The 25,791-nt window shown below is 71.1% G+C and carries 3 protein-coding genes (1 of these 3 only partly in view); all 3 read left to right on the top strand.

All coding sequences use genetic code 11. From position 1 onward, the window contains the following. Positions 1 to 7 precede the first annotated feature (7 nt). The gene (locus tag CGL27_RS04515; RefSeq protein ID WP_162952870.1) at positions 8 to 949 is read left to right on the top strand and encodes an ACP S-malonyltransferase; all 942 of its coding nucleotides are present in this window, start codon (positions 8 to 10) and stop codon (positions 947 to 949) included. Beyond that, positions 946 to 2,013 (top strand): arylcarboxylate reductase, encoded by a 1,068-nt coding sequence (locus tag CGL27_RS04510; RefSeq protein ID WP_119984713.1) that lies wholly within the window; start codon positions 946 to 948, stop codon positions 2,011 to 2,013. Before CGL27_RS04515 ends, CGL27_RS04510 begins: the two co-directional genes overlap by 4 nt. Positions 2,014 to 2,297: 284 nt before the next feature. After that, positions 2,298 to 25,791: the 5' portion of a type I polyketide synthase gene (locus tag CGL27_RS51475; protein WP_119984712.1), read on the top strand. Its footprint extends 14,186 nt past the window's final position; only the first 23,494 of its 37,680 coding nucleotides appear in the window; it begins with the start codon at positions 2,298 to 2,300; its stop codon lies off the right edge, out of view.

The raw sequence follows: 25,791 nt of genomic DNA, 5'->3' as shown, positions 1-25,791 counted from the left end.
CGGTGGTATGAACGATCAGCCGGGAGCCGGCGCGGAGCTGTATGAACTCTTTCCGAGCGTGCAGCACACCTATCAACAGATCGCCGAGTGGACGGGTATCGACGTCCAGCGCATATTCGAAGAAGAACGGCAACCCGGACAGGAACACCGACAAGGTGTCGGCGCCATACGTCAGGCCGCTGCCGTATTAGGAATTGCGGATGTTCTCGCCGAGGAATACGGCATAACACCGGCCGCTGTATGCGGACTGAGTTTCGGCGCACTGGTCGGTGCGACTATCGCCGGAGCCGTCGAACGTCAGGAACTCTTCACCCTTCTGATGCGATTGCGGGAAGTTCCCCCGCCGGCCGCGGACGCCGGCCCGCAGGCCGTCGCCATGCTGCGGGTCCCGTACGACACCGCCACCGACGACCTGCTCGCCGACGTCGCCGATGTGTATCTCTCCGCCGACCTCGGCAAGGTGGGCACGGGCCACGAGCGCATGGTGCTGCTGGGTGGCTACCGCTCGGCCCTCCAGCGGTTCGGGGCCGGGTTCCCGGCCGGTGCCCTGCATGTGTCCGACGACCACGGTGCCGCCTTCCACTCGCCGCTCCAGCAGCACATCAGCGACTACCTCGAGCCCACGCTGGACGCCATGACCTTCCATGACCCACGGGTGCCCGTGCACTCGTGCATGGAGCGCAAGGCCCTCACCACCGCTGAGGAGATCCGCGATCTCTTCCGCCGCAACCCCACCGCCCCCGTGAGCGTCCCGCACATGATCGGCGGCCTGGAGGACAGCGGCACCGAACTGGGCCTGGTACTCGGCCCCGCAGCGTTCGGCACCTTCCAGAACGCGTCGTTCCCCGTGGTCCACGTGGAATCACCGGACCATGTCTTCGAGGCGATGACCGCGGTCTACGACTTCGGCATCGAACTTCCCTCCACGGAAGCCGGGGTGACCCAGTGAAGGACGTGACCGAGCAGATCGACCAGTGGCTGTCGCAGGACATCGACGCCTGGACACGCCGGGTCCTCCGCCGCCACTTCGACCCCGACACCGGCACCCCCTACTGGCTCAAGCGCGCCGCCGAACTCGCCATCGACCCAAGGGACATCACCCGCTACGACGAGCTGTCCGCGTTCGGCCCGATGCCCTTGGGCGACCTGCGCACCCTGGACCCCGCCGAGCTCGTGCCCCAGGCGGTGCCCCGGCCTCTGACCGGCCGGGTCTGGGACTCCGGAGGCACGACCGGCAACCCCTGCCGCGTCTACTACACCGAGCCGATGCTCGAGCACCGCGCCGCATGGCGACGCTGGGTGATCGAGCGCGAGGGATTCGAACCGGGCCGCAACTGGCTCCAGGCCACCCCCACCGGCCCGCACCTCATCGGACACGGCGCCGTGGACCTGGCGGACCTCTACGACGGCCGGGTGTACGGCATCGACTTCGACCCTCGCTGGGTCAAGCGGCTGCTCCGCGACGGCAGGCTGAAGGAAGCGCAGGAGTACACGGTCCATCTCACCGAGCAGATGGCCTCGGTCCTGGAACATCAGCCGATCGACTACCTCGTCACCACCCCGGCCCTGCTGCAGGCGCTGATCAAGGCAAGGCCAGACCTGGTGGCGCGGCTGAAGGGCGTACGGCTCAGTGGCACACATGCCACCCCCGCCATGCGCAGGTCCTTCCACAAGGCCCTGGGCGGCGGACTGGTCGTCGTCACCTACGCCAACACCTTCGGCAACACCGTGGGCCTGCCCGCGGTGGACGACGGCACCCTCATGCCATACCTGCCGAACTACCCGCAGGTGACCATGGCGGTCGTCGACAAGGACGACTGGTCCAAGGTCGTCGCATACGGTGATCAGGGCCAGGTCCGGCTGAACGTCCTGCACGACGACCTCTTCCTGCCCAATGTGCTGGAGCGCGACCTCGCGGTGCGGTACGACACGGGCGCGGAGTGGCCGTGTGACGGCGTCGCCAATGTCAAGCCACTGCAGGTCGTGCGGTCGGCGCCGGAAGGCATCTACTAGGCCACGCGCAAGCCCCCCGAAGACAACACGAAGCCTGGGGAAACACGGGCCAGGGGTCACGGCCCACGGGATACGGGACACGGTTTACGGGTCACCGCCCACGAGGAACCCGCGTGGCATCCGCCACGCGGGAGGACCCTGCCCACCCATGCCCCGTCCCTTCCCCGTCCGCTTCGTCATCTCGTTCTCCTGTCCCGTTTTCCTGCCCGGACGCGGCGCAGACCTTCGCCTTGCGCTGGTGTGCGCCCGGCGTCCTACGTTCCTGAATCCAGGGAGTCACGCTCATGAAGGGTTCCGACGGCACCTCGCCGCGCACCACGGACGCGCCGATCGCGGTCGTCGGACTGTCCTGCCGCCTTCCCGGAGCACCCGACCCCGCCACGTTCCGGCAACTGCTCCTCGACGGCGCCGACGCCATTACGGAGGCCCCCGAGGGACTGTGGGGAATGGGCACGGACGCGGACCTCGGCCGCCGGGGCGGATTCCTGGACCGGGACCGGATCGACCACTTCGACGCCGCCTTCTTCGGCATATCGCCACGCGAGGCCGCGGCCATGGACCCCCAGCAGCGACTGACCCTGGAACTGACCTGGGAGGCCCTCGAAGACGCCGGAATCATTCCGGACCGGCTCCGCGACAGCCGTACCGGCGTGTACATCGGAGTGATCGCGGACGACTACGCCACCCTGATCCGCCGGGGCGGCCCGGCGGCCATCGACCGGCACAGCTTCACCGGACTCCACCGCGGCATCATCGCCAACCGCGTCTCCTACCACCTCGGCCTGCGCGGCCCCAGCCTCACCCTCGACGCCGGCCAGGCATCATCGCTGGCGGCCATCCACCTGGCCTGCGAAAGCATCCGCCGCGGCGAGACGTCCCTCGCGATCGCCGGCGGTGTCCATCTCAACCTCGCCGCCGAAAGCGGCGTCAGCGCAGAGCGGTTCGGCGGTCTGTCGCCGAACGGCGTCACCTACACCTTCGACGCCCGCGCCAATGGCTTCGTACGCGGCGAGGGCGGCGGCGCCGTCGTCCTCAAGCCCCTCGCCGACGCCCTCGCCGACGGGGACGCCGTGTACTGCGTCATCCGCGGCAGCGCGCTCAACAACGACGGTGGCGGCGACCACCTCACCACGCCCCACCAGGCCGCCCAGGAGGACCTCCTGCGGCGCGCCTACCGGCAGGCCGGAGTCGACCCCGCCCGGGTCCAGTACGTGGAACTCCACGGCACCGGCACGAAGGTCGGCGACCCGATCGAGGCCGCCGCCCTGGGCGAGGTGCTGGGCGCGGCCCGGCGGCCCACGGATGCCCCGCTGCTGGTGGGGTCGGCCAAGACCAACGTGGGCCATCTGGAGGGCGCGGCCGGTGTCGTCGGCTTCATCAAGACGGCCCTGGGTCTCAAGCACGGCGAACTCTTCCCCAGCCTCAACTTCCGGACGCCCAACCCGGACATTCCGCTGGACCGGCTGAAGCTGCGCGTCCAGACGACAACCGAACCGTGGACCGCTGACTCGGGCACGCGAGAGGCGCTGACCGCTGGGGTCAGCTCCTTCGGAGTGGGCGGCACCAACTGCCATGTGGTGCTCTCCGGGGCCCCGGATCAGGCGGCGGCTCGGGACGCGGCGCAAGCCGCCCCGGGGGGCACCGCGGGCCGGATCCCCTGGGTGGTGTCGGGGCGCTCCGAAGCGGCGTTGCGGTCGCAGGCTGGTCGGCTGGCGTCGTATGCGGAGGACCGGCTTGAGCTGTCGGCCGAGGATGTCGGGTTCTCCCTGGCGGCGACGCGTAGTGCGTTCGAGCATCGTGCGGTGGTGTTGGCCGAGGACCGGGGTGGTCTGGTCGGTGGTGTGGCCGCGGTGGCGGAGGGCCGGGATGCGGCGGGCGTGGTGCGGGGTGTGGCCGGTGCTGATGGGCGTGCGGTGTTGGTGTTTCCGGGTCAGGGGTCGCAGTGGGTGGGGATGGCGGCGGGGTTGTTGGAGTCTTCGCCGGTGTTCGCGGAGCGGGTGGGTGAGTGTGGGGAGGCGTTGGCGCCGTTTGTGGACTGGTCGTTGGTGGATGTGTTGCGGGGTGGGGAGGGTGCTGCGGAGGCGTTGGAGCGGGTGGATGTGGTGCAGCCGGTGTTGTGGGCGGTGATGGTGTCGTTGGCGGAGTTGTGGCGTTCGTGTGGTGTGGAGCCTGCGGCGGTGGTGGGTCATTCGCAGGGTGAGATCGCGGCGGCGTGTGTGGCGGGTGCGTTGTCGTTGGGGGATGCGGCGCGGGTGGTGGCGTTGCGGAGCAAGGCGTTGCGGGCGTTGTCGGGGCGTGGCGGCATGGTGTCGGTGTCGTTGCCCCTGGAGGCGGTACGGGACCGCCTGGTGGCATGGGGTGAGCGGCTGTCGGTGGCGGCGGTGAACGGGCCCTCGGCGGTCGTCGTCTCCGGCGATGCCGACGCACTGGACGAGCTGCTGGGGGTGTGCGAGGGCGGGGAGATCCGGGCGCGTCGCATCCCTGTGGACTACGCCTCGCACTGTGCCCATGTCGAGGCTATCGAGGGCGAGTTGCTGCGGGAGTTCGCGGGGATCAGCCCGCGCTCGTCGTCGGTTCCCTTCTACTCGACCGTGACCGGTGGCGTGCTCGATACGACCGCGCTGGATGCCGGGTACTGGTACCGGAATCTGCGTCAGACGGTGCGCTTCGACGAGACCGTCCGGTCCCTGTTGGCGGATGGCTTCGACACGTTCATCGAGGCCAGCGCCCATCCGGTGCTCACCATGGGTGTGGAGCAGACCGCCGAACATCATGGCTATGAGGTGGCGGCTGTCGGGTCGCTGCGCCGTGACGAAGGTGGCCTGGACCGTTTCCTGACGTCCGTGGCCGAGGCATACGTGGGCGGGACCTCTGTCGACTGGGCGGGGGCGTTCGCGGGGACGGGGGCTCGGCGGGTCGAGTTGCCCACGTATGCCTTCCAGCGCAAGCGGTACTGGCTGGACACCCAGGCCCTGCCGCAGCCGAGCCCGCACAGCGAGGCCGATGCGACCGACTCCGATGTCAAGGAGACCAGCACATCGGCGACCGATGCGGCGTCCCTCCTGCGGACACGTCTCGCCGCGCTGAACGATGTCCAGCAAGGGGAGATGCTGGCGGATCTGGTGCGTGACCAGGTCGCCACCGCGCTGGGGTACGAAGGGCCGGAAGCCGTCGACCTCGGTCGGACCTTCAAGGAACTGGGCTTCGACTCGCTCGGCGCCGTCGATTTCCGAAATCGCCTGAACACCACCACCGGACTGCGACTGTCGACCACGCTGCTGTTCGACCACCCCACGCCCCGGGCACTCGTACGCCATCTGCGGGGCACCCTCCTGGGCGACGATGGACGCGAGGAAACGGCGTCGGTGCCGGTCGGCGTGGCCCCGGACGAGCCGATCGCGATCGTGGGCATGAGCTGCCGTTACCCCGGTGGTGTGCGGTCGCCCGAGGAACTGTGGCAGCTGATCGCCTCAGGCGGCGACGCCATCGGGGCGTTTCCGGAGGACCGGGGTTGGGATCTGTCCGGCCTGTATGACGCCGATCCCGGGCGAGCGGGGACGACGTACACCCGCGAAGGCGGATTCCTCTACGACGCCGGGTACTTCGACGCCGACTTCTTCGGGATCTCGCCGCGCGAGGCACTGGCGATGGATCCGCAACAGCGGCTCTTGCTGGAGACCTCATGGGAGGTCTTCGAACGTGCGGGGATCGACCCGGCCGGCCGGGAGAGGAGCCGGACGGGTGTCTTCGTGGGCGCGATGTCCCAGGACTACGGACCGCGGATGCACGACGCCTCGGACGAGCTGCAGGGCTACCTGCTGACCGGCAACACCGTGAGCGCCGCTTCGGGCCGTATCTCCTACACCATGGGCTTCGAGGGCCCGGCGATGACGGTGGACACCGCCTGTTCGTCGTCCTTGGTGGCCCTGCATCTGGCAGTCCAGTCGCTGCGCCAGGGCGAATGCGCGCTCGCGCTCGCCGGTGGGGTGACGGTGATGTCGACGCCAGGACTGTTCGTGGAGTTCAGCAGGCAACAGGGGCTGGCCCCGGACGGCCGGTGCAAGCCGTTCGCGTCGGCGGCGGATGGCACAGGATGGGCCGAGGGCGCCGGGATGCTGCTGCTGGAGCGGCTGTCGGACGCGCGGCGGAACGGCCATCAGGTGCTCGCGGTGGTGCGGGGCAGCGCCATCAACCAGGACGGTGCGTCGAACGGTCTGACCGCGCCGAACGGGCCCTCACAACAGCGGGTGATCCGCGCTGCGTTGGCGAACGCGGGGCTTTCGCCCGCTGGCGTGGACGCGGTCGAAGCACACGGCACGGGCACGGCCTTGGGTGACCCGATCGAGGCCGAGGCGCTGCTCGCGACCTACGGGCGGGAGCGGAGCGCCGAGGACCGGCCGTTGTGGCTGGGGTCGGTGAAGTCGAACATCGGTCATACGCAGGCGGCTGCTGGTGTGGCGGGTGTGATGAAGATGGTGTTGGCGATGCGGCATGGTGTGTTGCCGAAGTCGCTGCATGTTGATGAGCCGTCGCCGCATGTGGAGTGGTCGGCGGGTGCGGTGGAGTTGTTGACGGATGCGGTGGTGTGGCCGGAGACGGATCGTCCGTGGCGTGCGGGTGTGTCGTCGTTCGGCATCAGCGGCACGAATGCCCACGTCATCGTGGAGCAGGCTCCCGTAGAGACGGGCGTCGCCGAGCCGGTGACCGACGAGCTCGAGGAATCGGCGCTGGTGCCGTGGGTGGTGTCGGCGAAGTCCGAGGGTGCGTTGCGGGCGCAGGCGGAGCGGTTGTTGTCGGCGGTGCATGGCGGCATTGACACCGCGGCGTCGGTCGTTGACGTGGCCTCCTCGCTGGTCACGACTCGGGCGGCCCTCGATGAGCGGGCGGTGGTGCTGGCGGGTGACGGTGCGGGGTTCGCGGCTGGGCTGGGCGCGTTGGTGGATGGCGTACCGGTGGCGGGTGTGGTGCGGGGTTCGGTGGTGCCGGGGAAGCTCGCGGTGTTGTTCTCGGGTCAGGGTAGTCAGCGGGTCGGAATGGGGCGGGAGTTGTATGAGGCGTTCCCGGTGTTCGCGGAGGCGTTTGATGAGGTGTGTGGGTATTTCGAGGGGGTGTTGGCGCGCCCGCTGCGGGAGGTCGTGTTCGGGGATTTGTCGGGGTTGGATGAGACGGTGTTTGCGCAGTGTGGGTTGTTTGCGGTGGAGGTGGGGTTGTTCCGGTTGGTGGAGTCGTGGGGTGTGCGGCCGGATTTTGTGGCGGGGCATTCGATTGGTGAATTGGTTGCTGCGCATGTGGCGGGTGTGTTGTCACTCGCGGATGCGTGTGTGTTGGTGGGGGCCCGTGGGCGGTTGATGCAGGGGTTGCCGTCGGGTGGGGTGATGGTGTCGGTGCAGGCCGCCGAAGCCGATGTGTTGCCGTTGCTGGCGGGTCGTGAGGCTGAGGTGAGTGTGGCGGCGGTCAACGGTCCGCGTTCGACGGTGATCTCTGGTGCCGGGGAGGCGGTGTCTGAGGTCGCCGGGCTCTTGGAGGCTCGCGGGGTGAAGACGAAGCGGCTGCGTGTTTCGCATGCGTTCCACTCGCCGTTGATGGAGCCGATGCTGGCCGAGTTCCGGCAGGTGGCGGAGGGGTTGTCGTATGCGTCTCCGCGTATTCCGGTCGTGTCGAATGTGACGGGCGCGGTCGCGGATGCCGAGGCGTTGTGCTCGGCGGAGTACTGGGTGCGGCACGTCCGTGAGGCTGTGCGGTTCGCGGACGGGGTGCGGAGTCTGGTGGACGCGGGAGTCACCACCTTCCTGGAGCTCGGCCCGGATGGGGTGCTGTCCGGGATGGGGCAGGAGTGCGCGTCCGACGCGGTGTTCGCATCGGTGCTGCGCGATGGTCGGGGCGAAGTAGCCTCCATGCAGGAGGCCCTCGCCGAGATCTATGTACGGGGGCGGCACGTCGACTGGTCAGCCCTGTTCGCCCCGGCCCGCCCTCGCCGTGTGGAGTTGCCGACGTATGCGTTCCAGCGGGAGCGCTTCTGGCTGGAGCCGGTCCGTACCGCCACGGCCCCGGCGATGATGCATATGGCCGATCGCTGGCGATACCGGGTGTCGTGGTCGCCAGTTTCGGACGTGGTGGGTTCGCTGACAGGCACGTGGCTGGTGGCGGTGCCCGCTGGGCTGGCCGGGGATGTGTGGGTTGCGGACTGCGTGGCCGCGTTGGCCGGACGAGGCGCCCTGCCCATCGTCGTCGAGTTTGGGCATGGTGACGCCGATCGTGCGGTGATGGCGGACCGGCTGCGCCAGGCTCAGGATGAAGCCGAAGTCTCCGACGCCGCAGGTGTGCTGTCGCTGTTGGCGCTGGCGGAGGGACGGCATGGCGAGCACAGGGCGGTGCCGTTGGGCCTGGCGTTGACGTTGTCCCTGCTGCAGGGCGTCGGAGATGCGGGTGTGGGTGGCCGTGTGTGGTGTGTGACGCGGGGTGCGGTGGCGACAGGCGGTGCGGAGAGTCCGTCGAGTGTGGAGCAGGCGGCGGTGTGGGGCCTGGGCCGGGTCGCCGGGCTGGAGGCCCCGGAGCGATGGGGTGGCCTGCTCGACCTGCCCGAGGTGTGGGATGGGCGGGTGGCGGATCGGCTGGTGAGCGCGGTGAGTGGCCGTGCGGGCGAGACCGAGCTGGCGGTGCGGGCGTCGGGTGTGTTCGCTCGCCGTGTGGTTCGTGCGGCGGAGGGTGCGCAGGGTGGGGAGGTGTGGACGCCGTCGGGGACGGTGCTGGTGACCGGTGGTGCGGGTGCGTTGGGTGCGCATGTGGCGCGGTGGCTGGCGGGTGCGGGTGCGGAGCATCTGTTGCTGGTCTCGCGCCGTGGTCCTGGGGCTGAGGGTGTGGATGGGCTGTGTGCCGAGCTGCGCGGGTTGGGCGCTCGGGTGACGGTTGTGGCGTGTGATGTGGGTGATCGGGAGGCGCTGGCCGGAGTGTTGGGCGGGGTGCCGGAGGAGTTCCCGTTGACGGCGGTGGTGCATGCGGCGGGTGTGCTGGATGACGGTGTGCTGGATGGGTTGTCGGTGGGGCGGTTCGAGGGTGTGTTGCGGGCGAAGTCGGAGGCGGCGTGGCATCTGCATCAGCTGACGCGTGAGCTGGATCTTTCGGCGTTTGTGCTGTTCTCCTCGTTCTCGGGGACGGTGGGTGCGGCGGGGCAGGCGAACTATGCGGCGGCGAACGCGGTTCTGGACGCGCTCGCCGATCAGCGTCGGGCCGAGGGCCTGCCCGCCACCTCGGTGGCATGGGGGCCCTGGGCCGACAACGGCATGGCTGAGACCGTCGCGGACCGGTGGCGGAGCCACGGCCTTCCCACGATGGACCCCGAATCGGCCGTCACCGCCCTGGAGAAGAGCGTCAACCACCCGGCGGCAGCGTCTCTGATCGTCGCCGACGTTGAGTGGGACACCGTTGCCCGGACGATGGCGGACGCCCGTTCGCGCCGACTCCTGCAAGACCTGATGGCACATGGCTCACCCGCCACTGCCAACGAGGCCACCACCACTGACGGATCGCTTCGCCGGCGCCTTGCCGGGCTGGGAACGGCGGAACAGGACCGGGTACTCCTGGAGTTCGTGCGGTCCCATGTGGCAGCGGTCCTGGGACACCACCGTCCCGAGGCCATCGACGCCGATCGGGCCTTCAAGGAACTTGGCTTCGACTCCCTCGCGGCGGTGACTCTGCGCAACCGGCTGAACGCGGCCACCGGGCTGAGCCTGCCGAGCACCCTGCTCTTCGATCACCCCACCGTGACGGCGCTGGTGAAACTGCTGCGCACCGAGGCGCTGGGGCTGCGGAACGGCGCGGCTGCGGCGGTGCCCGTCGCTGTGGTCACCGACGACGAGCCCGTCGCCATCGTGGCCATGAGCTGCCGTTTCCCCGGCGAGGTGCGGACGCCGGAAGACCTGTGGCAGTTGCTGCTCGCCGGACGCGAGGTGCTGAGCGAGTTCCCCGCCGACCGCGGATGGGACCTGGACACGCTCTACGGGCCGGACCCGGACGAGCATGGCAAGAGCTACGTCCGGGAGGGCGGATTCCTCGATGGAGCCGGCGACTTCGACCCGAAGTTCTTCGGCATCTCGCCGCGTGAGGCGGTGGCGATGGATCCGCAGCAGCGGTTGCTGCTGGAGACATCGTGGGAGGCGTTCGAGCGGGCGGGGATCGATCCCACACTGCTCCGGGGCAGCCAGACCGGCGTCTTCGTGGGCAGCAACGGTCAGGACTACGGGACAAGCCTGCGCCAGGCGGCATCGGAGCATGTCGAGGGACACCTGGTCACCAGCAGCGCCGCCAGCGTCGTCTCCGGCCGCATCTCCTACACCTTCGGCTTCGAGGGCCCGGCGGTCACGGTGGACACCGCCTGTTCGTCATCACTGGTCGCCCTGCATCTGGCGGCACAGTCCCTGCGCCAAGGCGAATGCTCGCTCGCACTTGCCGGCGGTGTCACCGTCATGTCCACCCCCGAACTCTTCGTGGAGTTCAGCCGACAGCGCGGTCTGGCGGCTGACGGCCGGTGCAAGGCGTTCGCGGCGGCCGCGGACGGCACGGGCTGGGGTGAGGGTGTGGGCTTGCTGCTGCTGGAGCGGCTGTCGGACGCGCGGCGCAACGGACACCAGATCCTCGCGGTCGTCAAGGGCTCTGCCGTCAACCAGGACGGAGCGAGCAACGGTCTCACCGCGCCGAGCGGCCCGTCGCAGCAGCGGGTGATCCGCACGGCGCTGGCGAACGCGCGGCTGTCGGCCGCCGACGTCGATGTGGTCGAGGCGCACGGTACGGGAACGACGCTGGGCGATCCGATCGAGGCGCAAGCGCTGCTCGCCACGTACGGGCAGGAGAGGCCCGAGGAGCGGCCGCTGTGGCTCGGCTCGGTCAAGTCCAACATCGGGCACACCCAGGCCGCGGCCGGTGTGGCCGGGATCATCAAGTCGGTGCTGGCCATGCGCCACGGCCTGCTTCCGCAGACCCTGCACATCGATGAGCCGTCACCACACGTGGACTGGTCCGCGGGCGCGGTGGAGCTCCTGACCGCCCCGACCGCATGGCCCGAGACCGGCCGGCCCCGTCGGGCGGGCGTCTCCTCCTTCGGCGTGAGCGGCACCAACGCCCATGTGATCCTGGAGCAGGGCCCGGTGGAGTCCGATGTCGACACGGAAGGCACTTCGGAACCGACGGTGGTGCCGTGGGTGGTTTCGGCGCGGTCCGAGGCGGGACTCCGGGACCAGGCCGCGCGCTTGCTGTCGGTGGTGGGTGACGAGAGCGGTCCGGCGTCCGTGGATGTCGGTCTGTCGCTGGTCACCACGCGTGCGGCGTTCGAGCGGCGGGCGGTGGTGCTGGGTGGTGACCGTACCGCGCTCGTCAGCGGCCTGACCGCACTGGCCGAGGGCCGCGAGGCGACGGGCCTGGTGCGCGGGGTGGCTTCTGGGGCCTCGGACCGCGTCGCGTTGGTCTTCCCTGGTCAGGGGTCGCAGTGGGTGGGGATGGCGGCTGGGTTGCTGGAGTCCTCGCCGGTGTTCGCGGAGCGGATCGGTGAGTGTGCGGCGGCGTTGGCGCCGTTCGTTGACTGGTCGCTCGGGGATGTGTTGCGGGGTGGGGGGGGTGCTGCGGAGGCGTTGGAGCGGGTGGATGTGGTGCAGCCTGCCTTGTTCGCGGTGATGGTGTCGCTGGCGGAGCTGTGGCGTTCGGTGGGTGTGGAGCCGGATGCGGTGATGGGCCACAGTCAGGGTGAGATCGCGGCGGCGTGTGTGGCGGGTGCGTTGTCTCTGGAGGATGCCGCGAAGGTGGTGGCGTTGCGGAGCAAGGCGCTGCGGGCGTTGTCCGGGCGTGGCGGCATGGTGTCGGTGTCACTGCCGGTGGAGGCGGTGCGGGAACGGCTCGCGGCGTGGGGCGAGCGGCTGTCGGTGGCGGCGGTGAACGGGCCCTCGGCGGTCGTCGTCTCCGGTGACGCCGACGCACTGGACGAACTTCTGACGGCCTGCGAGGCAGACGAGATCCGGGCGCGCCGCATCCCGGTCGACTACGCCTCGCACTGCGCTCACGTGGAGGCCATCGAGGACGAACTTCAGCAGACCCTTGCGGGGATCGCCCCGCGCTCGTCGTCGGTGCCGTTCTACTCCACGGTCACGGCAGGTGCCCTGGACACCCAGGAACTGGACGCCGGGTACTGGTACCGCAATCTGCGCCAGACGGTCCGTTTCGACGAGACCGTCCGCGCCTTGTTGGCCGAAGGCTTCGATACGTTCGTCGAGGCCAGCGCCCACCCCGTCCTGACGATGGGCGTGGAGCAGACGGCTCAGGACCACGGCACGCCTATCACCGCCGTCGGTTCCCTGCGCCGCGACGAGGGTGGTCTCGACCGCTTCGTCGCCTCTCTGGCCGAGGCATACGTCGGCGGCGTGTCCGTCGACTGGACGGCCATGTTCGCGGGCACGGGTGCCCGACGCGTCGACTTGCCGACCTATGCCTTCCAGCACCAGCGCTACTGGGTCGAGCCCTCATTTGCGGCGGGCGATGTGTCGTCGGCCGGACTGGTCTCCGCCGACCACCCCCTCCTCGGTGCGGCGACCGCGCTGCCCGACTCGGACGGATGGCTGCTGACGGGCCGCCTCTCGCTCCGTACGCATCCGTGGCTCGCCGAACACTCCGTGCTCGGCCGGGCCCTGCTGCCCGCGTCCGCCTTCGTCGAGCTGGCGCTGCGAGCCGGTGACACGGCCGGATGCGACCACGTTGAGGAGCTGACGCTGGAGGCGCCTCTGGTGCTGCCCGAACAGGACGCGGTGCTGGTCCAGTTGACCGTCGGCGCGCCCGACGAGGGCGGCGGGCGCCCCCTGCGGGTGTACGCGCGGGCGGAGGACACCGCGGACCGGCCGTGGATCCGGCATGCCTCGGGAACGCTGGTGCACAGCGAGGCCCACGGCGAAACCCGCAGCCACGCCACGGACCCGAACCCGGTCGCCGACCTCGGCGTATGGCCCCCGACGGGCGCGGAGGCCGTCGATGTCGCCGGGTTCTACGAGCGGCTGGCCGACGCCGGGGTGGCCTACGGGCCTGTGTTCCGCGGCGTGCGCGCGCTGTGGCGCCGCGGTGACGAGCTCTTCGCCGAGGTGGCGCTGCCGGAGGAAGCCCGTGGTGACGTGCCCCGGTTCGGCATTCACCCGGCTCTGCTGGACACCGCCTTGCAGACGGGCCTGGCACCCCTCTCGGGCGATGCGGACGGCATCCGCCTGCCGTTCCTCTGGAGCGGTGTGTCGTTGCACGCGACCGGCGCGTCGATGCTCCGCGTGCGGCTGACCCGCAAGGGCACCGACACCCTGTCCGCGCTGGTCGCCGACCCGGCCGGAACACCGGTGGCCACGGTGGACGCGCTGGTGGCGCGGCCGGTGACAGAAGAGCAGTTCGCGGCCGCGACAGCGAAGCCCGGCGACGGCCGACCGGAACGGGCCACTGTGGTCCGGCGCGCACTGGCCCAGGCGGCGCCCGGAGCGGAGGAGGCGTCACTGCGGCAGCGCCTGCTGAGGGTGGGCGACACGGAGCGGGAGCGGATGGTGTTGCGCCTGGTCCAGGAGCAGGCCGCCACCATCCTCGGCCACAGCGCACCGGACGCGGTCGAGCCGGAGATCTCTTTCAAGGAGCACGGCTTCGACTCCCTTACGGCGGTGGAGCTGCGGAACCGGCTGAACGCCGCCACGGGGGAGCGGCTGCCCGCCACGCTCGTCTTCGACTATCCGACCCCTGCCGCGCTCGCGGAATACCTCCGCGCGGAACTGCTCGGCATCCGGGAGGGCGACGCCCCCTCGGCACCCGCGCCCGTCACCCGGGCCGAGCCGGACGACGATCCGATCGCCATCGTCGCGATGGGGTGTCGTCTGCCCGGCGGCGTCCGGTCCCCGGAGGAACTGTGGGACCTGCTGACCGAGGGCCGTGACGCGATATCCGGCTTCCCCGAGGACCGTGGCTGGCAGCTCGACGGACTTTACGACGCCGACCCCGACACCCCCGGGAAGACCTACACCCGGCACGGTGGCTTCGTCGACGCCGCGGGCGAATTCGACGCGGCGTTCTTCGGTATCTCACCGCGCGAGGCGGTGGCGATGGACCCGCAGCACCGGCTGCTGCTCGAGACGTCCTGGGAGACCTTCGAGCGCGCGGGCATCGACCCGGCCTCCCTGCGCGGCAGCCAGACCGGTGTATTCGTGGGCGCCGGATCACACGGATACGGCGCGGGCCCGATCCAGCCGTCGGGCGGCGTCGAGGGCTACCTGCTCACCGGCAACGCCCTCAGCGTCACCTCCGGTCGGCTCGCCTATGCGTTCGGCTTCGAAGGGCCGGCCGTCGCCGTCGACACGGCGTGCTCGTCGTCGCTGGTGGCGCTGCACCTGGCCGCGCAGTCGCTGCGACAGGGCGAGTGCTCCCTGGCCCTGGCCGGTGGCACCGCCATCATGTCCACCCCCTGGACCTTCGTCGGCTTCAGCCGCCAGCGGGGGCTGGCACCGGACGGGCGCTGCAAACCCTTCTCCGCCGCCGCCGATGGCTTCGGCCCGGCGGAGGGCGTCGGTGTGCTGCTGCTGGAGCGGCTGTCGGACGCGCGGCGCAACGGCCATCAGGTGCTGGCGGTGGTACGCGGCACCGCCATCAACCAGGACGGTGCGAGCAACGGCCTCACCGCGCCGAACGGTCCGTCTCAGCAGCGGGTGATCCGCGCCGCGTTGGCGAACGCCGGGCTGCCGGCGGCCGAGGTGGACGCGGTCGAGGCACATGGCACCGGCACCCAGCTGGGCGACCCCATCGAGGCACAGGCCCTGCTGGCCACGTATGGCAGGGGCCGCCCCGAGGAACGGCCGCTGCTGCTGGGCTCGGTGAAGTCGAACATCGGGCACACCCAGGCGACGGCCGGCGTGGCCGGTGTGATCAAGATGGTGCTCGGCATGCGACACGGCCTGCTGCCGCGCACACTGCACCTGGACGAGCCGTCGCCGCATGTGGACTGGTCCACCGGTGGAGTGCGCCTGCTGACGGACGATATGCCCTGGCCGGAGACGGGACGGCCGCGGCGTGCGGCGGTCTCATCCTTCGGGATGAGTGGAACCAACGCCCACGCCGTGCTGGAACAGGCCCCGCTCGACGACGCTCCCAGCCCCGCCGTCGACACCTCGATTGGCGAACCGCCGGAGATCACGCCGTGGGTGATCTCCGGACGGTCGGAGACCGCGGTCGAGGCACAGGCGGAGCGGCTGCTGGCGCAGGTGCGTGAGCGCCGAGAGGTCTCGCCCGCCGATATCGGGCTGTCCTTGGCGACCACGCGCAGTGTGTTCGAGCACCGCGCGGTGGTGCTGGCGGGCGCCGGGGACGGCCTCATCAACGCTCTGGGCGCGTTGGCCGAGGGGCAAGTGGCACCTGGTGTGGTGCGAGGGATGGCGACTGCCCGGAATCACGCGGTGTTGGTCTTCCCTGGTCAGGGGTCGCAGTGGGTGGGGATGGCGGCGGGGTTGCTGGAGTCTTCGCCGGTGTTCGCGGAGCGGATTGGTGAGTGTGCGGCGGCGTTGGCGCCGTTCGTTGGCTGGTCGCTGGTGGATGTGCTTGGCGATGTGGCCGCGTTGGAGCGGGTGGATGTGGTGCAGCCGGTGTTGTGGGCGGTGATGGTGTCGTTGGCGGAGTTGTGGCGTTCGTACGGTGTGGAGCCGGCGGCGGTCATTGGTCATTCGCAGGGTGAGATCGCGGCGGCGTGTGTGGCGGGTGCGTTGTCTCTGGAGGATGCGGCGCGGGTGGTGGCGTTGCGGAGCAAGGCGTTGCGGGCGTTGTCGGGGCGTGGCGGCATGGTGTCGGTGTCACTGCCGGTGGAGACGTTGCGGGAGCGGCTCGCGGCATGGGGTGAGCGGCTGTCGGTGGCGGCGGTGAACGGGCCCTCAGCGGTCGTGGTCTCCGGTGACGCCGACGCGTTGGACGAGTTGCTGGCCGTATGCGAGGGCGAGGGGATCCGGGCGCGTCGTGTGCCGGTGGACTACGCCTCGCATTGCGCCCATGTCGAGGCCATCGAGGGCGAGCTTCGACAAGCCCTCGCGGGAATTGCTTCCCGGGCTGGGTCGGTGCCGTTCTACTCCACGGTCACAGCAGGTGTGCTGGACACCCAGGAACTGGACGCCGGGTACTGGTACCGCAATCTGCGTCAGACAGTGCGCTTTGACGAGACCGTCCGTGTTCTGCTGGCCGACGGCTTCCAGGTGTTCATCGAGGCCAGTGCCCACCCCGTCCTGACGATGGGGGTGGAGCAGACCGCCGAGGACCACGGCACCCGCGTTACCGCCGTCGGTTCGCTGCGCCGCGACGAAGGCAACCTGGAACGCTTCCTGACCTCCCTGGCCGAGGCATATGTCGGCGGCGCGTCCGTCGACTGGGCGGGGGTGTTCGCCGGGACGGGTGCGGAGCGGGTGGATCTGCCGACGTATGCCTTCCAGCGCACGCATTTCTGGCTGGAGTCCGAGACGTCCGGACTCGGCGACGTGGCGTCGGTGGGGCTGGACCCGGCCGGGCATCCGTTGCTGGGGGCCGCCGTGCCGCTGCCCGACTCCGATGGGTTCTTGCTGACCGGTCGGCTGTCGCTGCGTACGCATCCCTGGCTGGCCGACCATGCGGTGCTGGGCCGGGTCATCCTGCCCGGTACGGCGTTTGTCGAGTTGGCGTCGCGGGCCGGTGACGCGGTCGGTTGCGATCGGTTGGAGGAGCTGACGCTGGAGGCGCCCCTGGTACTGCCCGAGGGTGGGGCGGTCCAGGCGCAGCTGGTTGTGAGCGGGCCCGAGCCGGACGGGCAGCGTGAGTTCAGCGTGTATTCCCGCCGTGACGATGGCCCGGACGCGTCGTGGACGTGCCACGCGAAGGGCATGCTGGCCCTGGCGTCCGCTGCCGATGGGGCGACGGGTCCGGTGGGCCTGGAGGCGTGGCCGCCGGTGGGGGCGGAGGCGGTCGGGACCGAGGGCTTCTACGAGGATGTGGCGGCCACCGGGCTGGCGTACGGTCCGGTGTTCCGGGGGCTGCGCGCCGTCTGGCGCAGGGGTGATGAGGTCTTCGCGGAGGTGGCGCTGCCGGAGGAGTCGCGGGCGGAGGCGGCCCGGTTCGGGCTGCACCCCGCGCTGCTCGATGCGGCGCTGCACGCCTGGCTGGTGTGCGCCGCCGCGGACGGAGGCGGGAGGGCCGAGGGGATCCGGCTGCCGTTCGTGTGGAGCGGCGTGTCGCTGTATGCCACCGGCGCGACCTCTCTGCGCGTGCGGCTGGCCCGCACGGGCGCCGAGGGGATGTCCGTGCTGGTGGCCGACGCCGCCGGAACGCCGGTGGCGTCGGCGGAGGCACTGGTCACCCGGCCGGTCTCGGAAGCACAGCTCGCCTCGTCTCCCTCCGACGACGAGTCGCTGTACCGGGTGGAGTGGGTCGCAACGTCCATTACGGTTCCGGCGTCCGCCACCAACCCGGAGCGCTCCACCGACCCGGCGCCCGCCACCGACCGGTGCGCCGTGGCCGGACCGGATCACTTCGGCCTGGCCGCGGCGTTGAACGCGGCCGACGGGTCGGTGGAGGAGTACGCCGACCTGACCGCTCTCGCGGCGCATGTGCGGTCGGGCGCTCCGATGCCGGATCTGGTGCTTGTCCCGGTGTCCTCCGTCTCCGGCGAGGACGTTGTCCCGGCGACGCGGGCGGTGGCCCACCGGGCCCTGGAGATGGTGCGGGCATGGCTGGCCGAGGACCGGTTCGCCGAGGCGCGGCTGGTGTTCGTCACCCGGGGTGCGATGGCGACCGAGGACGGTGCGGATCCGCGCGACCTGGCGGCGGCCCCGGTGTGGGGGCTGGTGCGGTCGGCGCAGGCGGAGCATCCGGACCGGTTCGTCCTACTGGATGTGGACGGCGGCGAGGAATCGCTCGCGATGGTGCACCAGGCGGTGTCGATCGGGGAGCCGCAGCTCGCGGTGCGCGCCGCCGAGGTGCTGGTGCCGCGTCTGGCCCCTGGCGCCACGACGGCTGTGCTGATCCCACCGGTCGACACGGAGGCGTGGCGGCTGGAGGCGTCCGGGGCGGGCACGCTGGAGGGGCTGGCGCTGGCCACGGCTACGGACGCCACCCGGGAGCTTGGCGAGCACGAGGTGCGGGTCGCGGTGCGGGCCACGGGCCTGAACTTCCGCGATGTCCTGATCTCTCTCGGCATGTATCCGGGTGAGGCTCTGATGGGTGGCGAGGGCGCCGGTGTGGTCGTGGCCACCGGTCCCGGTGTGACCTCCCTCGCCGTCGGCGACCGGGTGATGGGGCTGTGGGAGGGCGGTTTCGGGCCGTTGGCCGTGGTGGATCACCGCACTCTGGTGCGGATTCCGGAGGGCTGGTCCTTCACCGAGGCCGCCTCCGTCCCGGTCGTGTCTGTGACGGCTTTGTATGCGTTGCGGGAGCTGGCGGGCGTGCGGCGTGGTGAGTCGCTGCTGGTCCATTCGGCTGCCGGTGGTGTGGGGATCGCGGCGGTGCAGTTGGCGCGGGCCTGGGGCGTGGAGGTGTTCGCGACCGCGAGTGAGGCCAAGTGGGATGTCCTGCGCGGTCTCGGACTGGACGAGGCGCATATCGCCTCGTCGCGGACGCTGGAGTTCGAGGAGCGGTTCAAGACCGCCTCGGCCGGTCGTGGTGTGGATGTCGTTCTGGATTCCCTGGCCGGTGAGTTTGTCGACGCGTCGCTGCGGCTGCTGGGCGAGGGCGGGCGCTTCATCGAGATGGGCAAGACGGATGTGCGGTCGACTGGCGAGGTGGCGGCGGCGCATCCGGGCGTGATGTACCGGGCGTTCGACCTGGCGGAGGCGGGCCCCGAACGCATCGGGGAGATGCTCGCCGAGATCGTGGCCCTGTTCGAGCGAGGTGACCTGGAGCCGCTGCCTACCCGGGTGTGGGATGTGCGCAGGGCTCCCGAGGCGTTCCGGTTCATGAGCCAGGCGCGCCATGTGGGCAAGCTGGTACTGAGCGTTCCGGCCGCGCTGGACCCGGAGGGGACGGTACTGATCACCGGCGCCGGAGGCGTCCTGGGCGGACTGGTCGCCCGGCATCTGGTGGCCGAGCACGGCATACGCAGGCTGCTGCTGGTCAGTCGCCGTGGCCGCGCGGCCGAGAGCATGGCAGCGCTCGAGACGGAGCTGACGACCCAGGGGGTCTCGGTCACGGTTGCCGCTTGCGATGTCGCCGATCGCGCGGCATTGGCGGATCTGCTGGCGGGGCTGCCCGATGGACATGGCCTGACCGGTGTGGTCCATGCCGCGGGTCTTCTGGACGACGGCACGGTGGCCTCGCTGACACCGGAGCGGCTGGATGCGGTGCTGCGGGCCAAGGTCGATGGGGCGTGGCATCTGCATGAGTTGACGCGCCGTTTCGATGTGGCCATGTTCGCCCTGTTCTCCTCGGCCGCCGGTGTCCTGGGGTCCGCGGGACAGGCCAACTACGCCGCGGCCAATACGTTCCTGGACGGACTGGCGCAGCGGCGCCGGGCGATGGGCTTGCCCGGGGTGTCGCTCGCCTGGGGCCTGTGGGCCGAGCGCACCGGGATGACCGGACACCTCGGCCAGGCGGACCTCTCTCGTATGACGCGGGGCGGACTGGTGCCGTTCTCCTCCGAGGAGGGGCTGCGGCTGTTCGACACGGCCGGGCGGCTGGCCGAGGGCGTGGTGGTGCCCGCGCGGCTCGACCTCGGCCACTTGGCAGCCACCGCCAATACCACGCCCGTGCCGCCGTTGCTGACCGGGCTCGTACGACGGCCTGTCCTGTCCCGGCGCGCCTCGGCCCAGGAAGAGCCTGGTTCGCAGGAGGCGCCGCTGGTGCGGCGGCTGGCCGGGCTCGGCCAGGGGGAGCGGCAGCGGACGCTGCTGCGCCTGGTCCAGGAACACGCCGCCACGGTCCTCGGCCACGGGACGGCGTCGGCGGTGGTCACCGATCGCGGCTTCCTGGAGCTGGGCTTCGACTCGCTCACCGCGGTCGAGCTGCGCAACAGGCTGAACTCGGCCACCGGGCTGCGGTTGCCCGCGACCCTCATCTTCGACTACCCGACCCCCGCCGCGCTGGCCGCACACCTGGATGCGGAGATCGCCCCCGTGGCGGCGGACGACCCGTCGGGCACGGCCGCCGAACTCGACGGACTGGAAGCCGCGTTGCCCGGGACGGACACGGCGGACGACGACGCCACCCCCGCGATGGTGACCGGCCGGCTCCGGCGGGTGACGGCTGATCTGCACCAGACGCGGCAGCGTCTGCGGGATGTGGAGGCCGCGGCCCGCGAGCCGATCGCGATCGTCGGGATGAGCTGCCGCTTCCCCGGCGGGGTGCGTTCTCCCGAGGAGTTCTGGCGGCTGCTGAGCGGGGCCGAGGACGCCATCACGGCGTTCCCCGAGGACCGTGGCTGGGACCTCGACTCGCTCTACGACGCGGACCCCGACCGGCCGGGCACCTCCTATGCGCGCGAGGGCGGATTCCTGCACGACGTCGGCGACTTCGACGCCGACTTCTTCGGGATCTCACCTCGTGAGGCGCTGGCGATGGATCCGCAGCAGCGGCTGCTGCTGGAGACCTCGTGGGAAGCCATCGAACGGGCGGGCATCGACCCGGGCTCACTCAGGGGCAGTCGGTCCGGAGTCTTCGTAGGGGCCGTGGCCCCCGACTACGGGCCGCGGGTGCACGAGGCCACCGACGGTGGTGTCGAGGGTCACCTGGTGACCGGCAGTGCCATCAGCGTCGTGTCCGGGCGCGTGGCCTACACCCTGGGTCTGGAGGGCCCGGCCGTCACGGTGGACACCGCGTGTTCCTCGTCGCTGGTCGCCCTGCACCTGGCCGTACAGGCCCTGCGCCAGGGGGAGTGCTCGCTCGCCCTGGCCGGTGGTGTCACCGTCATGGCCACCCCCGGCACCTTCATCGGGTTCAGCCGTCAGCGGGGCCTGGCGGCCGACGGCCGGTGCAAGCCCTTCGCGGCGGCGGCCGACGGTTTCGGGGCCGCCGAGGGCGCGGGCATGCTGTTCCTGGAGCGGCTCTCCGACGCACAACGCAACGGGCATCCCGTGCTGGCCGTCGTCCGGGGCTCGGCGACCAACCAGGACGGTGCGAGCAGTGCGCTGTCCGCCCCCAACGGCCCGTCCCAGCAGCGGGTGATCCGCCAGGCGCTGGCCAACGCCGGGCTCACGGCCGGGCAGGTCGACGCCGTAGAGGCGCACGGGACAGGCACGAAGCTGGGCGATCCGATCGAGGCGCAGGCGCTGCTGGCCACCTATGGCCGCGAGCGCACCGCGGATCGTCCGCTGCGTCTGGGGTCGGTCAAGTCCAACATCGGCCATACCCAGGCTGCCGCCGGCGTGGCCGGTGTGATGAAGATGGTGTTGGCGATGGAGCAGGGCACGCTGCCCCGCACCTTGCACATCGACGAGCCGTCGCCGCATGTGGACTGGTCGACGGGTGCGGTCGAGCTCCTCACCGAGGCCGCCGCGTGGCCCGAGAGCGATGGACCGCGCCGGGCCGGAGTGTCCTCGTTCGGCATCAGCGGCACCAACGCCCACGCCATCATCGAGCAGGCGCCACCACGGCCGTCCGCCACCCATGACCCCGCCGACGTCACCTCCGGCTCCGAAATGGCGGGGGAGACGGAGGGGACGGAGGCGGCCCGGACGGCGCTGCCGCTCGTCCCCTGGCCGCTGGCGAGCAAGTCCGAGGCGGGGCTGCGTGCCCAGGCCGGGCGGCTGCTGGAGCACGTGGAGCGGCACCCGGAGGTCGTGGGCGGGGACATCGGACTGTCCCTCGCCACCACCCGGACCGCCTTCGAGCACCGCGCGGTCGTACTGGCCCCGGACCGTGCGGAGGCGGTACGGATCCTGGCCGATCACCTCGCGGGCCGAGGCGCCTCCGGGCTGGTCGAAGGCGTCGCCAGGCGCAGCTCCGGAGTCGCCTTCGTCTTCCCTGGTCAGGGGTCGCAGTGGGTGGGGATGGCGGCTGGGTTGCTGGAGTCCTCGCCGGTGTTCGCGGAGCGGATCGGTGAGTGTGCGGCGGCGTTGGCGCCGTTCGTGGACTGGTCGTTGGCGGATGTGCTCGGCGATGCGGCCGCGTTGGAGCGGGTGGATGTGGTGCAGCCCGTGTTGTGGGCGGTGATGGTGTCGCTTGCGGAGCTGTGGCGTTCGTACGGTGTGGAGCCTGCTGCTGTCATCGGCCACTCCCAGGGTGAGATCGCGGCCTCGTGCGTGGCGGGTGCGTTGTCGCTGGAGGATGCCGCGAAGGTGGTGGCGCTGCGCAGCCAGGCGATCCGGGCGCTGTCCGGGCGCGGGGGCATGGTGTCGGTCTCGCTGCCCGTGGAGGCGTTGCGGGAGCGGCTCGCGACGTGGGGTGAGCGGCTGTCGGTGGCGGCGGTGAACGGGCCCTCGGCGGTCGTGGTCTCCGGCGACGCCGACGCGTTGGACGAGCTGCTGACGGCGTGCGAGGCGGAGGGGGTCCGGGCACGCCGCATCCCCGTGGACTACGCCTCCCACTCCGCCCACGTCGAGAGCCTCGAAGAGGAGATCCGGCGCACTCTCGCCGGGATCGCCCCGCGACCCTCCTCGGTGCCGTTCTACTCGACGGTGACCGGCGGTGTACTGGACACCACGGAGCTGGACGCCGGGTACTGGTACCGCAACCTGCGCCAGACCGTGCGTTTCGACGAGACCGTACAGGTGCTCCTCGGCGAGGGCTTCCAGACGTTCGTGGAGGCCAGCGCGCATCCCGTGCTGACCGTGGGCATCGAGCAGACCGCCGACGACCACGGCACCCCCGTGGCGGCCATCGGCTCGTTGCGCCGTGACGAAGGCGGCCTGGAGCGGTTCCTGACCTCCCTGGCCGAGGCCCACGTCGGCGGCATCGCCGTCGACTGGCGGACGGTCTTCGCCGGGACCGGTGCGCACCCCGTCGAACTGCCCACCTACGCCTTCCAGCACCAGCGGTACTGGCTCACCGCCACTGCGCGCCCCGCCGACAGCACACCGGCCGAGGACGGGGCGGACGCCGACTTCTGGCAGGCCGTGGAGCGCGAGGACGCCGAGGCGCTGGCCGCCACCCTCCAGGTCGAATCCACCGAGCAGCACGCCTCGTTGGGCACCGTCCTGCCCGCTCTCGCACAGTGGCGCCGGCAGCGGCGCTCCGAATCGACCGTGGACGAGTGGCGCTACCGCGTGATCTGGCGCCCCATGAACGGCACCCCGTCCCCCTCGCTCCCGGGGCCGTGGCTGCTGCTGGTCCCGAGCTCCCGTGCCGGCGACCCGCTGGTCACAGCCTCCCGCGAGGCGCTCGCGGCACACGGCGCCGATGTCGTCCTCGTCGAACTGGGTGAAGACGACGCACACCGCGCCACGGTGGCCGAGCGGCTGCGCGCCGCCACCGCCGACCACCCGCTGGACACGCTGTCCGGGGTGCTGTCACTGCTACCGCTGGACGAGCGCCCGTACCCCGACCATCCCGTGGCCGGCACCGGCCTGACCCTGACCCTCGCCCTGATCCAGGCCCTCGACGACCTCGGCGTTCGGGCGCCGCTGTGGTGCGCCACTCAGGGCGCGGTGTCGATCGGCAGCTCCGACCCGCTCACCAGCCCCGCCCAGGCGGCGGTGTGGGGCCTGGGGCGGGTGGCCGGAGTGGAGTACCCGGACAGCTGGGGTGGGCTGATCGACCTTCCGCGGACCATGGACGCCCGGGCCGGGACCCGGCTCGCCGGAGTGCTCGCGGATGGCGGCCCCGAGGACCAGGTGGCGATCCGCGGCTCGGGGGTGATGCTGCGGCGACTCGAGCCCGCACCCCTGGGGAACACCCCACCGCGGCGCGCCTGGAAGCCTCGTGGCACGGTCCTCATCACCGGTGGCACCGGTGCCCTCGGCAGCCATCTGGCCAGGTGGCTCGCGCACAACGGCGCCGAACACCTGGTGCTGACGAGCCGCCGCGGGCTCGCGGCCCCCGGCGCCGAAGACCTGGTCGCCGAACTGGCCGAACAGGGCACGCTGGTCACCGTCGCCGCCTGCGATGTGGCGAACCGCGCCGCGCTTCAACGCGTCCTCGCGTCCGTACCCGACGACCGGCCGCTGACCGCCGTCATCCACGCCGCCGCCTATATCGACCTGGCGGGGCTTGGCGCGACGACTTCGGCGGAGTTCGCCCAGGTCATGGACGCGAAGGTGGCGGGCGCGGTCCATCTCGACGAGCTGCTGGGCGACAGCCCGCTGGACGCGTTCGTGCTGTTCTCCTCGGTTTCCGGGCTGTGGGGCGTGGGCGACCACGGCGCGTACGCCGCCGCCAACGCCTACCTGGACGCGCTCGCCGAGCGACGGCGGGCGAACGGCCTGCGGGCCACCTCGGTGGCCTGGGGGGTGTGGGACGCCACCGGTGACAACATGCCCGAGGCCCTGGACCTGGATCAGTTGCGGCGGCGTGGACTGCGGTTCATGGACCCGGCGCTCGGCGTCGCCGCCCTGCGGCAGACACTCGACCACGACCAGACCCACCTGGCGATCGCCGACATCGACTGGGACAGCTTCATCCCGGTCTTCACCTCAGCCCGCCCCAGCCCACTGCTGGACGAGCTTCCCGCGATGCGACGCATCCAGGAGGGCGCCGACGGTGCAGGGGCGGTCGGGGACGCCTCGGCCGACGCCTCCTCGGGCCTGCGCCAGCGGCTGACCGGGCTGACCCCCACCGAGCGTGAGCACACCGTCCTGGAGCTGGTGCGTGCGCAGGTGGTGACCGTCCTGGGACACGCCACCTCGGACGCGGTGGATTCCGAGCGTGCCTTCAAGGACCTTGGCTTCGACTCGCTGACAGCCGTCGAGCTGCGCAATCGGCTGAACGCGGCCACCGGGCTGCGCCTGTCCGCCACGCTGGCCTTCGACTACCCCAGCACCGCCGTATTGAGCGAGCACATCCTCACCGAGCTGCTCGGGGCGACGGCCGACGACGGCGAGGCGGACGGCCCCCTCCTCCCGCGGCCGGCGGCAGGTGCGGCGGCGACCCGCGCGGCGTCCGTGGACTCCGACGACGACCCCATCGCCATCGTCGCGATGAGCTGCCGCTACCCGGGCGGGGTGTCCTCGCCCGAGGAGCTGTGGCAGCTGATCGTGTCCGGCGGCGACGCGATCGGCGGGCTGCCCACCGACCGTGGGTGGGACATCGAGGGCATATACGACCCGGACCCGGACGCACCCGGCAAGACCTATGTGCGCGAAGGCGGCTTCCTCTACGGCGCGGGTGACTTCGATCCGGCGTTCTTCGGGATCTCGCCGCGCGAGGCGCTGGCGATGGATCCGCAGCAGCGGCTGCTGCTGGAAACCTCGTGGGAAGCCTTCGAACGCGCCGGTGTGCCCGCGCTCGCGCTGCGCGGCAGCCGCACCGGCGTCTTCATCGGCTCCAACTACCAGGAGTACGGGCCCCGAGTGCATGAGGCGCCCGAGGGCTCCGAAGGCCACCTCATGACCGGAAGCGCGGCCAGCGTCGTGTCCGGACGCGTCGCGTACGCCTTCGGCTTCGAGGGCCCCGCGGTGACGGTGGACACCGCGTGTTCATCGTCGCTGGTGGCGCTGCACCTGGCGGCACAGGCGCTGCGGAACGGGGAGTGCTCGCTGGCGCTCGCCGGTGGCGTCGCCGTCATGCCGAACCCCGGTGCCCTCATCGGCTTCAGCCGCCAGCGGGGCCTGGCGCTCGACGGCCGCTGCAAGGCGTTCGCGGGGGCCGCGGACGGAATGGGGCTTGCGGAGGGCGTCGGTGTGCTGCTGCTGGAGC

The organism is Streptomyces sp. 11-1-2 (assembly GCF_003595545.1).
Lineage (GTDB): Bacteria > Actinomycetota > Actinomycetes > Streptomycetales > Streptomycetaceae > Streptomyces > Streptomyces hygroscopicus_B.
Note: the sequence above shows the minus strand (reverse complement) of the source record. Positions and strands in the feature narration are given on the sequence as shown.